Below are 14,986 nucleotides of genomic sequence, written 5' to 3'. Positions count from 1 at the left end.
ATGTGCCGACACCTGGGCTACCTGGGCCCGCCGCGCTCACCCGCGGACGCCCTGTTCGACGCGCCGCACTCGCTGTTGCGGCAGACCTTCGCACCGAAGGACATGCGCGGCGGCGGGGTGGTGAACGCCGACGGCTTCGGGCTGGGCTGGTACGGCGACGGGCCGGAGCCGGTGCGGTACCGGCGCCCGGTGCCGCTGTGGAGCGACCACGACCTGCCGCGGCTGGCCCGCTCGGTGCTCAGCGGCGCGTTCGTCGCCGCGGTGCGCAACGGCACGACCGGGATGCCGCCGGGGGAGGGCGCCTGCGCGCCGTTCACCGGCGGCCGGTGGCTGTTCAGCCACAACGGTGTGGTGCGCGGCTGGCCGGACAGGATGGCGGCGCTGGCGGGGAAACTCCCGGTCACCGACCTGATGACGCTGCCGGCGCCGACCGACTCGGCGTTGCTGTGGGCGTTGCTGCGCGACCGGCTCGCGGCGGGGGAGGACCCGGCCGGCGCGGTCGCCGACCTGATCGCGCAGGTCGAGCGCGCCGCGCCCGGTTCCCGGCTGAACTTCCTGCTCACCGACGGGACGGTGCTCGTCGCGACGGCGTGGACACACTCGCTGTCGGTCCGGGTCGATGGCGAGGCGGTGCTGGTCGCGTCCGAACCCCTGGACGATGCACCGGGCTGGTCGGAGGTACCGGACCGGCACCTGCTCCGCGCGTGCCACGGCGCCGTCGAACTCCTTCCCCTCCACACCGATCGGAGTGTCGTGCCATGACCGAGTCCGATTTGGACATCCACCGCAGCGCGACCGAGATCGCCGAGGCGCTGCGCGCCGACGTGCGGGCGGGGCTGTCCGCGCCGCGGAAGTGGCTGCCGTCGAAGTGGTTCTACGACGCGCGGGGCAGCGAGCTGTTCGAGGAAATCACCGCGCTGCCGGAGTACTACCCGACGCGAGCCGAACGCGAGGTGCTGGCGCGGGAGGCCGGGTCGATCGCGCGGATCACCGGCGCGCACACGCTGGTGGAGCTCGGCTCGGGGTCGAGCGAGAAGACCCGCCTGCTGCTCGACGGGCTGCGCGAGCACGGCAGCCTGCGCACCTTCGTGCCACTGGACGTGTCGGAGTCCGCCCTCGCCCAGGCCGTGGGGGCGATCGGAGCGGACTACCCGGGGCTGGACGTGCGCGGGGTGGTCGGCGACTTCACCGAGCACCTGGGGCTGCTGCCCGGCGAACCGCCGCGGCTGGTCGCCTTCCTGGGCGGCACGCTGGGCAACTTCCTGCCCGCCGAACGCGGCAAGTTCCTGCGTTCGGTGCGGGACGTGCTCGCCGCCGGCGAGTGGTTCCTGCTCGGCACCGACCTGGTCAAGGACCCGGGCACGCTGGTGCGTGCCTACGACGACTCCGCCGGGGTGACGGCGGAGTTCAACCGCAACGTGCTGCGCGTGGTCAACGAGGTGCTGGGCGCCGACTTCGACCCGGACGCCTTCGAGCACGTGGCCCACTGGGACGCCGGCAACGAGTGGATCGAGATGCGGCTGCGCACCCCCGGGGCGGTGCGGGTGTCCATCCCGGGCGCGGGGATGGAGGTGTCGTTCGAGGCCGGGGAGGACATCCGGACGGAGATCTCGGCGAAGTTCCGCCGCGAGGGCGTCACCGCCGAGCTGGCCGACGCCGGGTTCGAGGTCCGGCATTGGTGGACCGACGCGCAGGGCCGGTTCGCGGTGTCGCTGGCGCGCGCGATGAGCTGACCACCGCGGGCAGGGCGGGAACGGGCGAATGGTCCAATGGGGGACGTGAAGAACCCGCTCCCGCTCCTGGCCCGCAGGCTGGGCACCCGGCCGTGGCTGATGCGGCTCGCGAAGGTCATCATCTGGTCGGACCAGCGGCTGCACCGGTGGTTCCGCGGGCGGGTGAGCCTGGTGGGGATCGCCGGTCTGCCGTCCCTGCGGCTGACCACGCTGGGGCGCAAGAGCGGGCTGCCGCGCAGCACCAACCTGCTGTACTTCCCCTTCCGGGACGGGTTCGTGCTGGTCGGGTCCAACTGGGGCCGCCCCCGCGACCCGGGCTGGACCTACAACCTGCGTGCGCATCCGGAGGCGACCGTCGCCGTCCGCGGCCGCGAGATCGCGGTCACCGCCGCGCCCGTCAAGGGCGAGGACTACGACGAGATGTGGCGGCGGCTGCTGGAGTTCTGGCCCGGCTACGAGATGGAACGCCTCGCGGCGGGCCGCGAGCTGCCGATCTTCCTGCTCACCCGCCGGTAACCGCGCCCGCTTTCCGGTTTCGGCCCGCCTGGGCGAAATCGTGCCCGAACAGTCGGTGAACGTTCCCCGCGACCGCCCAAAACGGACGGGGTCCGCGATCACCGGTGCCTACGCTCCGCTCGCCGGAATCATCCGTTCGAGTGGGGAGCACGGTGTTGCGCTGGGTTGTGGTTGCGGGAGTGACCGTGGTGCTGCTCGCCGCTGCCGGCTGGTGGCTGTGGGCGCGGCCCGCGCCGTCGGCCGACGGCGTCGTCGAGGTGTCGGTGTCGGCGTGCGGGCGCGGCTGGGCCGGCCCGCAGGCCGGGCGGCAGACCCTCCGGCTGCGCAACACCGGCCCGGTCACCGCCGGGGCGGAGGTCGTGGACCCGGCCACCGGCGCCGTGTTCGGCGAGATCGAGGGCCTCGGTGCGGGCGCCACCCGCGCCCTGGACATCACCCTCGGCGCGGGCGACTACGCGCTGCGCTGCCTGCCGGACGACGCCGACGCCGTGACCGGGCCGGTCGTTCACGTCACCGGCGGCGCGCCCCGCCCGGCGCCCGCGATCGTGCCGGTTACCTACGCCGACCTGCTCGGCCCGGCCAAGTCCTACCACGCGGTCATCGCCGCCGGGCTTGACTCACTCGCCGCCCAGACCGACGCCCTCGCCGCCGCCGTCCGCTCCGGTGACCGCGCCGCCGCGCGGGCGGCGTGGCTCACCGCGCACCTCACCTACGAACGGCTCGGCGCCGCGTACGGAGCCTTCGGCGACGCCGACGCCGCCATCAACGGCACCGCCGACGGCCTCCCCGACGGCACCGCCGACCCAGGCTTCACCGGGTTCCACCGGCTCGAGTCCGGCCTCTGGCGCGACGAGGCCACCTCCGCCCTGGCCGCGGTGGCGCAGCAGCTCACCGACGCCGTCCACCGGCTGGGGGAGTCCTTTCCGGACCGTCAGATCGACCAGCTCGACCTGGGTGTGCGCGCCCACGAGATCATGGAGAACGCGCTGCAGTCCGAACTCACCGGCCACACCGACTACGGCAGCGGCACCGGCCTGGCGACGACGCTGGCGAACCTGGACGGCACGGTCGCGGTGCTGGACGTCCTCCGCCCGCTGCTGGCGGGCCGCCTGCCGGCACTGTCCCAAGTGGACGCCCAGATCGGCCGCGCACGCACGGCGGTGGCGAGCGGGCAGCGCGCGGACGGCAGCTGGGTGCCGGTCGCGCAGCTACCCACGGCGCTGCGCGAGCGCATCAACGGCACGGTCGCCGAACTGACCGAAGAGCTGGCCCCCATCGCAGCGATCACCGCCCCGCGGAGGAGCTCGTGACCCCCGGGGGCCGCCGCCGGCGCCGTCCAGGGGAGGCCCCGGTGGGCCGGCGGGCTCGTGTTCGTGGCGTCGTGGTGGAGCGCGCCCGGGGCGGCCGTGCGCTCCGGGACCGGCACTGCGCCACCTCGGGGATGGGGAGGCAGGTATGAGTGTCGCCCGCCGGGCGTTTCTGCGGGGGGCGCTCGCCGGGGCCGGGGCGACCGCCGTGGCCGCCGGGTTCGCGCCGCCCGCCACCGCCCAGGACGGCGCGGCTCAGGACACCCCCGGCCAGGACAGCACCGTGCCGTTCCACGGCGAGCACCAGCCCGGCGTCCTGCGGCCGTCCGCGCCGCACGCGATGGTCGCCGCGTTCGATGTCATCGCCGGGAGCCGGGCGGAGCTGACCGAGCTCTTCCGCGCCCTCACCGACCGGGCGCGGTTCCTCACCGCCGGCGGCACCCCGGAGACCGTCGGCATCACCGGCCCGCCCACCGACTCCGGCGTGCTCGGCCCGGTCGTCCCCGCCGACCGGCTCACCGTCACCCTCGGCGTCGGCGCGTCGCTGTTCGACGACCGATACGGGCTGGCCGACCGCAAGCCCGCGCACCTGACCCCGATGCGCGTGTTCGCCGACGACGCCCTCGACCCGGCCCAGTGCCACGGCGACCTCAGCCTCGTGCTGGCCGCCGACCACGCCGACACCGTCCTGCACGCCCTGCGTGACCTCACCCGCGCCACTCGTGGCGGCATGCAACCCCGGTGGCGCGTCGCCGGGTTCACCTCCCCGTCCCGCCCCGACGGCACACCCCGCAACCTGATGGGCTTCAAGGACGGCATCGCCAACCCCGACCCCGGCGACGCCGCCGAGATGACGCGGCTGGTGTGGGCCGGGGCCGGCGAGCCGTCCTGGGCCGCGGGCGGCAGCTACCAGGTGATCCGCCTGATCCGCATGCTCGTCGAGTTCTGGGACCGGGTGTCGCTGTCGGAGCAGGAGAACATCATCGGCCGCCGCCGCGACTCCGGTGCGCCCCTGGACGGCTCCCGGGAGGAGGACGAGCCGGACTACGCGCTCGACCCGGCCGGCGCGGCCGTCCCGCTCACCAGCCACATCCGGCTCGCCAACCCGCGCACCCCGCGGACCGCGGACAGCCGCATCGTGCGCCGCGCCTACAACTACGACCGCGGCATCGACAGCAACGGCAACCTCGACATGGGCCTCGTCTTCACCTGCTACCAGCAGGATCCGGTCCGCCAGTTCGAGGCCGTCCAGACCCGGCTCGCCGGCGAGCCGCTGACCGACTACATCTCCCCGTTCGGGGGCGGCTACTTCTTCGCCCTTCCCGGCGTCACCGGCCCCGGCGACCAGTTCGGACGGGCACTGCTCGCCTGACCGGATTTCCCCACCACACAGGAGGACACAGTGGACACAGCCAGGAGACGGCTGCTCATCGGCGCGGGAGCGCTGGCCACCGCCGCCGCCGCGGCGATCGCGGTCACCACCGCGGTCGGCGGCGCGCAGGCCGAGCCGCTGCGGCTCAAACCGGCCACCGCGCTGCACACCGCGACGCCGATCAAGCACGTCGTGGTCATCTTCGGCGAGAACATCTCGTTCGACCACTACTTCGGCACCTACCCGAACGCGGCCAACACCGACGGCACCCACTTCGACGCCGCCCCGGGCACCCCCGCCGTCAACGGCCTCTCGCCGCAGCTGCTCACCGCGAACCCGAACGCCTACAACCCCAAGCGCCTCACCCCGCAACAGGTCCTGACCTGCGACCAGAACCACGGCTACGGCGCCGAGCAGAAGGCGTTCGACAACAGCGCGATGGACAAGTTCGTCGAGTACACCGGCCGCGACACGTGCACCGGGCAGCCCATCCTGTTCGGCGAACCGGGCCTGGTCATGGACTACTACGACGGCAACACCGTCACCGCGATGTGGAACTACGCGCAGCACTTCGCGATGAGCGACAACTCGTTCAACACCACGTTCGGCCCGTCCACGCCCGGTGCGATCAACCTGATCTCCGGCCAGACCCACGGTGTGCAGCCGGTCACCTCGGTCACCCACCGGCCGGTCACCGACCCGTCGGTCGCGGTGTCGCCGGATGCCTCCGGCACCGGCACCGTGATCGCCGACCCGGACCCCGCCTTCGACGACTGCTCGGACAACAACCACACCGCGACCGCCAACCTGGCGCGGGCGCAGGGCCCCAACATCGGCGACCTGCTCAACGCGCACGGCGTCACCTGGGGCTGGTTCCAGGGCGGCTTCCGGCCCACCGGCCAGAAGAACGGCTACGCGGTGTGCGGGCAGACCCACCAGAACGTCGGCGGCATCACTGTCACCGACTACAGCCCGCACCACGAGCCGTTCCAGTACTACGAGTCGACGTCGAACGCCAAGCACCTGCCGCCGAGCTCGCCCGCCGCGATCGGCCAGACCGACCAGGCCAACCACCAGTACGACATCACCGACTTCGACACCGCCCTGACCGCCGGCAGCATGCCGGCGGTCAGCTTCCTCAAGGCCCCGGCCTACCAGGACGCGCACGCGGCCTACTCCGACCCCCTGGACGAGCAGCGGTTCGTCGTCGAGGAGATCAACAAGATCGAGCACTCGCCGGAGTGGAACTCGACGGCGATCGTGCTCGCCTACGACGACTCCGACGGCTGGTACGACCACGTGAGCGCGGTGGTGAACGGCTCGTCCGACGCCACGCAGGACTCCACGGTCTGCACCCGCACGCCCAACGTGCTCGGCTTCGCGGACCGGTGCGGGTTCGGCCCCCGGCTGCCGCTGCTGGTGATCTCGCCGTATGCCAAGGAGAACTTCGTCGACCACACCCGCACCGACCAGACCTCGATCCTGAAGTTCGTCGAGGACAACTGGTCGGTGGGCCGGATCGGCGGCGGCTCCTACGACGAGCGGGCCGGCACGATGGACAACCTGTTCGACTTCCACGGCCGGAAGGCGAAGGCGGTCACCCTCGACCCGGCCGGCGGTGCGGTCGTGGACGAGCACGGCCACGGTCGCTGATCGCCACCCAAACCGTATAACGACCTATACGCCGGCCGCTCTCGCCGCCCACGGCGGGAGCGGCCGGGCCCGGACACGAAGAAGCGCCCGCGAGCGGGGCTCGCGGGCGCTTCTCGGGGAGAAACCGTCAGGCGCGGGTCATCTTGCGCAGCACGTACTGCAGGATGCCGCCGTTGCGGTAGTAGTCCGCCTCACCCGGGGTGTCGATGCGCACGACCGCGTCGAACGCCACCTGCGAGCCGTCCTCCTTGGTCGCGGTGACACGCACCGTCCGCGGGGTCTCGCCGTCGTTGAGCTTCGTGATGCCCTCGATGGCGAACGTCTCGGTGCCGTCCAGGTTCAGCGACGCCGCCGACTCACCCTCCGGGAACTGCAGCGGGATGACGCCCATGCCGATCAGGTTCGACCGGTGGATCCGCTCGAACGACTCGGCGATCACGGCGCGCACGCCCAGCAGGCGCGTGCCCTTGGCCGCCCAGTCGCGCGACGAGCCGGAGCCGTACTCCTTGCCGCCGAGCACGACCAGCGGGATGCCCGCCTCGGCGTAGTTCTGCGCGGCGTCGTAGATGAACGCCTGCGGGCCGCCCTCCTGCGTGAAGTCACGGGTGTAACCGCCCTGCACGTCGTCGAGCAGCTGGTTGCGCAGCCGGATGTTGGCGAAGGTGCCGCGGATCATCACCTCGTGGTTCCCGCGCCGGGAGCCGTAGGAGTTGAAGTCCTTGCGGTCCACCCCGTGCTCGGCCAGGTACCGGCCGGCCGGCGAGTCCGCCTTGATGGCACCGGCGGGCGAGATGTGGTCGGTGGTCACCGAGTCGCCCAGCTTCGCGAGCACGCGGGCACCGGTGATGTCCGTGACCGGCTCCGGCTCGGCCTGCATGCCCTCGAAGTAGGGGGGCTTGCGCACGTAGGTCGACTCCGCGTCCCACTCGAAGGTCTTGCCCTCCGGGGTGGGCAGCGCCTTCCAGCGCTCACCGCCGTCGAACACGTCGGCGTAGTCCTTGGAGAACATCTCCTGGGTGATCGCCGAGTCGATGGTCTCCTGGATCTCCCGCGGCGACGGCCAGATGTCGCGCAGGAACACCTCGTTGCCGTCCTTGTCCTGGCCCAGCGGCTGCGACTCGAAGTCGAAGTCCATGGTCCCGGCCAGCGCGTAGGCGATGACCAGCGGCGGCGACGCCAGGTAGTTCATCTTGACGTCCGGGTTGATCCGGCCCTCGAAGTTCCGGTTGCCGGACAGCACCGACACGACCGTCAGGTCGTTCTCCTGCACCGCGGCGGAGATCTCCTCGGGCAGCGGGCCGGAGTTGCCGATGCAGGTGGTGCAGCCGTAGCCGACCAGGTGGTAGCCCAGCTTCTCCAGGTACGGCCACAGGCCGGCCTTCTCGTAGTAGTCGGTGACGACCTGCGAACCCGGCGCCATCGACGTCTTGACCCACGGCTTGACCTCGAGGCCCTTCTCCACCGCGTTGCGGGCCAGCAGGGCGGCGCCCAGCATTACCGACGGGTTGGAGGTGTTGGTGCACGAGGTGATGGACGCGATCACCACGGCGCCGTGGTCGAGCACGAACTCGCCGCGGTCGGCCGACTTCACGGTGACCGGCTTGCTCGGGCGGCCGGAGGCACCGTTCGCGGCGGACTGCAGCGGGACGGCATCCTCGGCCGCGAAGGACAGGCTCGGCGCGTCGCTGGCCGGGAAGGACTCCTCGACCTGCTCGTCCACCTTGGTGTGCGGCGTCGTGTGGTTGCCCTCGACGTAGTCGTACACCGACTGGCGGAACGCCGACTTCGCCGCGGACAGCTCGATGCGGTCCTGCGGCCGCTTCGGGCCGGCGATCGACGGCACCACCGTCGACAGGTCCAGCTCCAGGTACTCGGAGTAGGCGGCCTCGCGGCCCGGGTCGTGCCACAGACCCTGCTCCTTGGCGTACGCCTCGACCAGGGCGACCTGCTCGGCGGAGCGGCCGGTCAGCTTCAGGTAGCGGACCGTCTCGTCGTCGATCGGGAAGATCGCGGCGGTCGAGCCGAACTCCGGGCTCATGTTGCCGATCGTGGCGCGGTTGGCCAGCGGAACCTGGGCGACGCTCTCGCCGTAGAACTCGACGAACTTGCCGACGACACCGTGGCGGCGCAGCATCTCGGTGATCGTCAGCACCACGTCGGTGGCGGTGACGCCGGCCGGGATCTCACCGGTCAGCTTGAAGCCCACCACGCGCGGGATCAGCATCGACACCGGCTGGCCGAGCATCGCGGCCTCGGCCTCGATACCGCCGACGCCCCAGCCCAGCACGCCCAGCCCGTTGACCATCGTGGTGTGCGAGTCGGTGCCCACGCAGGAGTCGGGGTAGGCCTGGCCGCCCCGCGCCATCACCGTGCGCGCCAGGTGCTCGATGTTGACCTGGTGCACGATGCCGGTGCCCGGCGGCACGACCTTGAACTCCTGGAACGCGTTCTGGCCCCAGCGCAGGAACTGGTAGCGCTCGCGGTTGCGCTCGTACTCGATCTCGACGTTGCGCTCGAAGGCGTCCGCGCGGCCGAACACGTCGATGATCACCGAGTGGTCGATGACCAGCTCGGCCGGGGCGAGCGGGTTCACCTTGTCCGGGTCGCCGCCGAGCTCGGTGACGGCCTCGCGCATGGTGGCGAGGTCGACCACGCACGGCACGCCGGTGAAGTCCTGCATGATCACGCGCGCCGGGGTGAACTGGATCTCGATCGACGGATCCGCGGTCGGGTCCCAGTTGCCCAGCGCGCGGATGTGGTCGGCGGTGATGTTCACGCCGTCCTCGGTGCGCAGGAGGTTCTCGAGCAGGATCTTCAGGCTGTAGGGCAGCTTCTCGGAGCCGGTCACCTTGTCCAGGCGGAACACCTCGTACGAGGCGTCACCGACCTTCAGGGTGTCCCGGGCGCCGAAGCTGTCCTTGCTGGATGGTGCGGTCACGTCTAACTCCCTGGGCAGGGTCGTCGCCGTCAGTTCGGTTCGGGTCTTTCTGTCGACCATTGCGAGTCTGGCGCACGCGGGTCGCGTCCGCAGACGCGGGGATGAGCGCAGGCTCCCACACGGCAAACAGTACGCTTGTCCTTTTTTGAGTTCAACGCGACCCGCCCAAGGCAGTGCTGTGACGGTGTGACGTGGTTCGCGCTACCCGGCCAGGTGCAGCAGCGCGGTGATGTCCTCCGGCTGCAGGCTGCGCAGCACGGTCAGGCCCAGCTCCGTGTACGTGCGCAGCGGGCTGACGTAGTGCTTGCCGGCGATCTCGGTGGTGACGACGCCCAGGCCCTGGGCGAGAACACCGCTGGACAGGTGGCGCAGCACCGCGGTGACCTCGGCGGGCAGCGAGGAGCCGATCTCGTGCTCGATGTTGTCCGCGAGGTAGTCGGCGCACAGCTCCTCGGTGCGGCCCTCGCCGGTGGCCTCGTAGCAGTCGCCCTTCTTCGTCAGGGTGTAGGTCTCGCCGTCCGGGCCTTGCAGCCGCACGCGGGTCACGGTGGCGCGGGTACCGCCCGGCACCGGCGAGGTCTCGGTGGTCAGATCGAGCACCTTCGCCCCGCTGGGCTCGGCGTCGCGCGCGGCGGCGACGATCGCGGGGCCGGCGTCGTGCAGCACGGCCATCTCGTCCGGCGGCAGCAGCTCGATGACGCGCGTGACGTCGGCGTCCAGTGCGGCCTGGAGCAGCTGCTCGACGGCTTCGTTCGCGCTGGACGCGCCCCGCGCCGGGATCGAGGTGGACGGCCACGGCTCGTGCTCGTCGCGCAGCGCGTAGTCGGCCACCGTGTAGAGCAGGCTCGGGTACCACTCGCCGTCGACCTTCACCGTCGCGATCCGCACCGGTTCACCCGACCGGCGGACCTGGCGGGCGATGTCGATCGTTTCGGTCTGCGGGCCCTGCCCGGCGGGCATCTGGTCCATCAGCTGGTCCGACAGCGGCAGCCGGGCCGGGTCCGCGGTGACGGTGAGGGTGCCGCCGGTGAGCTTGGTGATCGTCAGGTGGTCGTTGACCTGCTCGGCGCCCGTCTCGTCGAAGGTCAGGTTCTCGGCCTTGACCTGCAGGCCCGTCAGCGCCCTCGGATCGGCGTCGGGCTTGAGGATGCCGAGCCGCTTCAGCTCGCCGGTGGTCTGGCCGACCGGCTCGGTCAGCAGCTTCGCCTCGGCCGGCGCGAGCGCGCCGATCATGCCGACCACGTCGCTGCCGCTCAGCGCGGTCGCCAGGTTCCGCGCCGCCTCGGTCGGCGTGGCCGCGCCGGAGGCGATCGAGTCCCGCTGTGACAGCGCGAACCAGGTCCCGCCACCGCCCAGCAGCACGACCAGCGCGACCACCAGGCCGATGATCAGGCCCCGGCGGCTCCGCGTCGGCGGCTGCTGGGGCGGCAGCTGCTGGAACGGCTGCACCGGCGACGGCCCCCACGGCTGCCCGTGACCACCCTGGGGGTACTGCTGCTGCGGGTACTGCTGCTGGGGGTACTGCTGCGGGTACGCGGGCTGCTGGGGGTACTGGTTGTTCTGCGGGGACGGCCACCGGCCGTCGTGGGGAGGCATGCTCACCGTGTCCTACCTGCTCTCGCCGTGATGAAGGTGCCGAGCGCGCCGGCCAGTGCCAGGGCGGATCCGCCCAGCGTGGTCAGCGGGCCGCTCAGGGACACCGAGACCACGCCCGCGGATCCGCCCGATTGGACGGTGGCGAGCAGCGCAATGGTTCCCCCGGTGATCGCCAGAAGTGCCGTCACCGTTGCGGCGGTGCGTGCCACGCCACACACGAACAGCACCAGGCACACCGCCGCCACCGCCGGAACCGCCACCCACGCGCGCAGCGCGGGACCGGCGAGCGGGTGGTCGAGCAGCGCCAGCCGGTCGGCCAGGCCGGCCGCCGCGTAGCTGCTCCGCCCCACCGACCCGGAGCGGAACCAGGGCAGGAAGGTGCCCGCCACCACGAGGGCGAGCCCCAGCGAGGCGGCCGCGGGGCCGATCCGGGATCCGTGCATGGCCCTCTGACGCGCGGAAACGGCCGAAGGATCCCCGGTTGGGGTGAATGTTGCAGCTGTGCAGCGTGTGACACCTGGCCCGGCAGTGACTCGGGTGGCACAGTCTGCGGTGCAGTGGGGATCTGTGCCTGGAGGGAGTCGAGGCGTGAGTGACCGGGGCCGGGGAGTGCGCCGTTGGCTGGGGATCGGCGCACTGGCGCTCGTGGTCGTGTCGGTGGCGACCGCCCCGGCCGCCGCCGTGCCGCCACCCCCGCCCAATCCGAGCGATTCCGAGATCAGCGCGAGCCAGCGCGATGCGAACGCCAAGGCCGGTGAGGTCGGCCAGCTGACCAACCAGCTCGCCGAGGCGGAGTCGCGGCTGGATCAGTTGCAGAGCACGGTCGAGCTGCGCATGGAAGAGGCCAACAAGGCGCTGGTCGACCTGCAGACCGCGCAGGACGCGGCCGACGCCGCCCAGCGCGACGCGGACGCGGCCAAGCGCGAGGCCGACGCGGCCCAGGCGCAGATCGACACCGCCCGCGCCAACCTCGACGCGTTCATCTCCAGCAGCTACCAGCAGGGCAGCACCATGGGCTCCATCTCGGCCTACCTGGGTGCCAGCAGCCCGAAGGACCTGCTGGCCCGCGCCCAGCTGCTGGAGTCGGTGAGCGGCAGCCAGCTCAACGCGCTGGAGATGATGCAGCAGGCCCAGACCGACAAGTCCAACAAGGACGCCGCGGCCCGCCAGGCGCTGCAGCTCGCCCAGCAGGCGCAGGAGCAGGCGGCGCGGGCGAAGCAGACCGCGGACGGCGCCCAGACCGCGGCGATCCAGGCCCAGCAGGCCCAGGCCGTGCAGACCACGCAGCTGGAGTCGCAGAAGACCACCGTCGAGCAACAGCTGTTCCAGGCGCAGCAGCGGGTCAACGGGCTGCAGGGGCAGCGCCAGCGCTACGAGGACTGGCTCGCGCAGAAGCAGCGCGAGGACGAGGAGCAGGCGCGGCAGGCGGCGCTGGCCGCGGCCTCCGCATCGGCTCCGCCGGCGGGCGGCGGCAGCCGGCCCGCCCCGCCGCCGGTGAGCTCCGGTTCGGCCTCCCAGACCGTCGAGCGGGTGATCGCGCGGGCGATGTCCCAGCTCGGGCTGCCGTACGCGTGGGGCGGTGGCACCACCGCCGGCCCCACGCGCGGCATCCGGGACGGCGGTGTCGCCGACGCCTACGGCGACTACCGCAAGATCGGGTTCGACTGCTCCGGCCTGATGATCTACGCCTTCGCCGGGGTCGCCTCGCTGCCGCACTACAGCGGCTACCAGTACACCGCCGGCAAGCGGGTGCCGCTGGCCCAGATGCGGCGCGGGGACATGCTGTTCTGGGGCCGCAGCGGCATCCATCACGTCGCGCTGTACCTCGGCAACGGCATGATGATCGAGGCCCCGCAGTCCGGCCTCACCGTCCGGGTCGCCCCGGTGCGCTACGGCGACATCCTGCCGTTCGCGACGCGTCTGGTCGGGTAGCCGGCGCCGTCCGTTTCCGTTCCACGCACCGGGATGGACGGCCCGGTCGCACGACATGGTGTCGTAGATCATCCTCGTTGCCTCCTCAGGTCGGGATAAGCACCTGACAAAGATGCTGATGCGGTCGGATAGGTAATGATCGGGAGCATCAGGGACTGAAGAATGGTTTCCGACGGGGGCCAGTGCCGGTACCGGGCGTCCCTTTACCCGCCGGTAGTGGTCCGTGAGCTGCTGCGGTCCGGGTCGTCATGTGGCTGGTGTCATCGGCAGAATCGGGTCATCGTGCTAGAAAGCTGCCAATGTGATCGCCGCGCTTTCCGACCGGGGATCGGCCACGGGAAAGCGCCGCGGAGTACGTCGACGTACGACACCCGGCGTTCGTCGTTCGAGCGTGGACGAGGTGACCGATGCTGGTCGGAGTGCTGAAGGAGGCCGCTCCGGGCGAGACCCGGGTGGCCGCGACCCCCACCACGGTGGCCCAGCTGGTGAAGCTGGGGTACGAGGTGGTGGTGGAACCCGGTGCCGGTGCGGCGGCGAGTTTCACCGACGAGGCGTATGCCGAGGCCGGCGCGTCCATCGGGGACGCGGTGCGAGCCGACATCGTGCTGGGGGTGAACGCGCCGGCCGTGGAGCAGCTGGACGCGTTGAAGCCCGGTGCGACGTTGATCAGCCTGCTGAGCCCGGCGCTCAAGCCGGACCTCGTGGCCGATCTCGGGAAGCGGCCGATCACCGCGCTGGCGATGGACGCGGTGCCGCGCATCTCCCGGGCGCAGTCGCTGGACGTGCTGTCGTCGATGGCGAACATCGCCGGGTACCGGGCCGTGGTGGAGGCGGCGCACACCTTCGGCCGGTTCTTCACCGGCCAGGTGACCGCGGCCGGCAAGGTGCCACCGGCGAAGGTCCTCGTCGTCGGCGCCGGGGTGGCCGGGCTGGCGGCGATCGGGGCGGCCGGGAGCCTGGGTGCGGTGGTGCGCGCCACCGACCCGCGCCCGGAGGTGGCCGACCAGGTGGCATCGCTCGGCGGTGAGTACCTGTCCATCGAGGCGCCGGACGTCGAGGTCTCCACCACCGGCTACGCCAAGGAGATGAGCGACGACTACAAGGCGCGCGAGCGGCGGCTCTACGAGGAGCAGTCCCGTGACGTCGACATCATCATCACCACCGCGCTGATCCCGGGGAAACCGGCGCCGCGGATCATCACCGCGGAGATGGTCGCCTCCATGCGTCCCGGCAGCGTCATCGTGGACATGGCCGCGGCCAACGGCGGCAACGTCGAAGGCACCGTGCCCGGCAAGGCGGTCACCACGGACAACGGGGTGACCATCCTCGGCTACACCGACCTGCCCGGACGGCTGCCGGCGCAGTCCTCGCAGCTTTACGGCACGAACCTGGTCAACCTGATGAAGCTGGTGACACCGGGCAAGGACGGCACACCGGTGTTCGACCTGGACGACATCGTGATCCGGTCGATGACGGTGGTGCGGGAGGGCGAGGTGTTGTGGCCGCCGCCCCCGGCGCAAGTGTCCGCGGCGCCCGCGAAGGCCGCCCCGGCCGCGGCCAAGGCGGAGCCGGAGCCGGCGAAGAAGCTGTCGCCCGCGGCCCGGATCGGGCTGGTCGCGGTGGCGGGTGCGCTGCTGTTCCTGCTGGTCGCGGCGTCCCCGCCGGCGTTGCAGGGGCACCTGACGGTGTTCGCGCTGGCCGTGGTGATCGGCTACTACGTGATCGGGCACGTGCACCACGCGCTGCACACGCCGCTGATGTCGGTGACCAACGCGATCTCCGGGATCATCGTGGTCGGCGCGCTCCTGCAGGTCGGGCACAGCAACGCCGTGGTGACCTGGTTGTCGTTCGCGGCGATCCTGCTGGCCTCGATCAACATCTTCGGTGGGTTCGCCGTCACCCGGCGCATGCTCGCCATGTTCTCCCGCAGCTGAAGCCG

At 71.7% G+C, this 14,986-nt stretch carries 11 protein-coding genes; 8 read left to right on the top strand and 3 right to left on the bottom strand.

From position 1 onward, the window contains the following. The 6 genes from egtC (at position 1) to FHX45_RS04145 (ending at position 6,581) form a co-directional block, all read left to right on the top strand. A complete protein-coding gene (gene egtC / locus FHX45_RS04170; protein WP_167096805.1) occupies positions 1-762 on the top strand; it encodes an ergothioneine biosynthesis protein EgtC in 762 nt (253 codons plus the stop codon). Next, entirely contained in the window at positions 759-1,733 is a 975-nt protein-coding gene (egtD, locus tag FHX45_RS04165; protein WP_167096803.1) for an L-histidine N(alpha)-methyltransferase, read from the top strand. Before egtC ends, egtD begins: the two co-directional genes overlap by 4 nt. 45 nt (positions 1,734-1,778) lie before the next feature. Continuing rightward, a complete protein-coding gene (locus FHX45_RS04160; RefSeq protein ID WP_167096801.1) occupies positions 1,779-2,249 on the top strand; it encodes a nitroreductase family deazaflavin-dependent oxidoreductase in 471 nt (156 codons plus the stop codon). 179 nt (positions 2,250-2,428) lie between these two features. Next, positions 2,429-3,559 carry an imelysin family protein gene (locus FHX45_RS04155; protein WP_341771347.1) on the top strand — a complete coding sequence of 377 codons (1,131 nt, stop codon included), beginning with the start codon at positions 2,429-2,431 and terminating at the stop codon, positions 3,557-3,559. A gap of 145 nt (positions 3,560-3,704) precedes the next feature. Next, entirely contained in the window at positions 3,705-4,928 is a 1,224-nt protein-coding gene (gene efeB / locus FHX45_RS04150; protein WP_167096799.1) for an iron uptake transporter deferrochelatase/peroxidase subunit, read from the top strand. Between the two features lie 30 nt (positions 4,929-4,958). Continuing rightward, the gene (locus tag FHX45_RS04145) at positions 4,959-6,581 is read left to right on the top strand and encodes an alkaline phosphatase family protein (RefSeq protein ID WP_167096797.1); all 1,623 of its coding nucleotides are present in this window, start codon (positions 4,959-4,961) and stop codon (positions 6,579-6,581) included. Between the two features lie 127 nt (positions 6,582-6,708). On the opposite strand, the gene acnA is transcribed toward FHX45_RS04145, so the two are convergent. The 3 genes from acnA to FHX45_RS04130 form a co-directional block, all read right to left on the bottom strand. Next, positions 6,709-9,519: an aconitate hydratase AcnA gene (gene acnA / locus FHX45_RS04140; protein WP_167096795.1), complete on the bottom strand. Its 2,811-nt coding sequence runs from the start codon at positions 9,517-9,519 to the stop codon at positions 6,709-6,711. Between the two features lie 201 nt (positions 9,520-9,720). Continuing rightward, positions 9,721-11,121, bottom strand: a complete 1,401-nt coding sequence (locus tag FHX45_RS04135) for a flagellar basal body protein FliL (protein WP_167096793.1) — start codon at positions 11,119-11,121, stop codon at positions 9,721-9,723. Beyond that, on the bottom strand, positions 11,118-11,558 hold the full coding sequence (locus tag FHX45_RS04130; RefSeq protein WP_167096791.1) for a hypothetical protein: 441 nt from the start codon (positions 11,556-11,558) through the stop codon (positions 11,118-11,120). The genes FHX45_RS04135 and FHX45_RS04130 overlap by 4 nt, the downstream gene beginning before the upstream one ends. Positions 11,559-11,703: 145 nt before the next feature. Between FHX45_RS04130 and FHX45_RS04125 the strand changes: the two genes are divergently transcribed. Both FHX45_RS04125 and FHX45_RS04120 read left to right on the top strand, forming a co-directional pair. Continuing rightward, positions 11,704-13,047 carry an NlpC/P60 family protein gene (locus FHX45_RS04125; protein ID WP_167096789.1) on the top strand — a complete coding sequence of 448 codons (1,344 nt, stop codon included), beginning with the start codon at positions 11,704-11,706 and terminating at the stop codon, positions 13,045-13,047. 407 nt (positions 13,048-13,454) lie between these two features. Then, positions 13,455-14,981 (top strand): Re/Si-specific NAD(P)(+) transhydrogenase subunit alpha, encoded by a 1,527-nt coding sequence (locus FHX45_RS04120; protein WP_167096787.1) that lies wholly within the window; start codon positions 13,455-13,457, stop codon positions 14,979-14,981. The last annotated feature ends 5 nt before the right edge of the window (positions 14,982-14,986 follow it).

The sequence above is a fragment of the Amycolatopsis granulosa genome, assembly GCF_011758745.1.
Lineage (GTDB): Bacteria > Actinomycetota > Actinomycetes > Mycobacteriales > Pseudonocardiaceae > Amycolatopsis_E > Amycolatopsis_E granulosa.
Note: the sequence above shows the minus strand (reverse complement) of the source record. Positions and strands in the feature narration are given on the sequence as shown.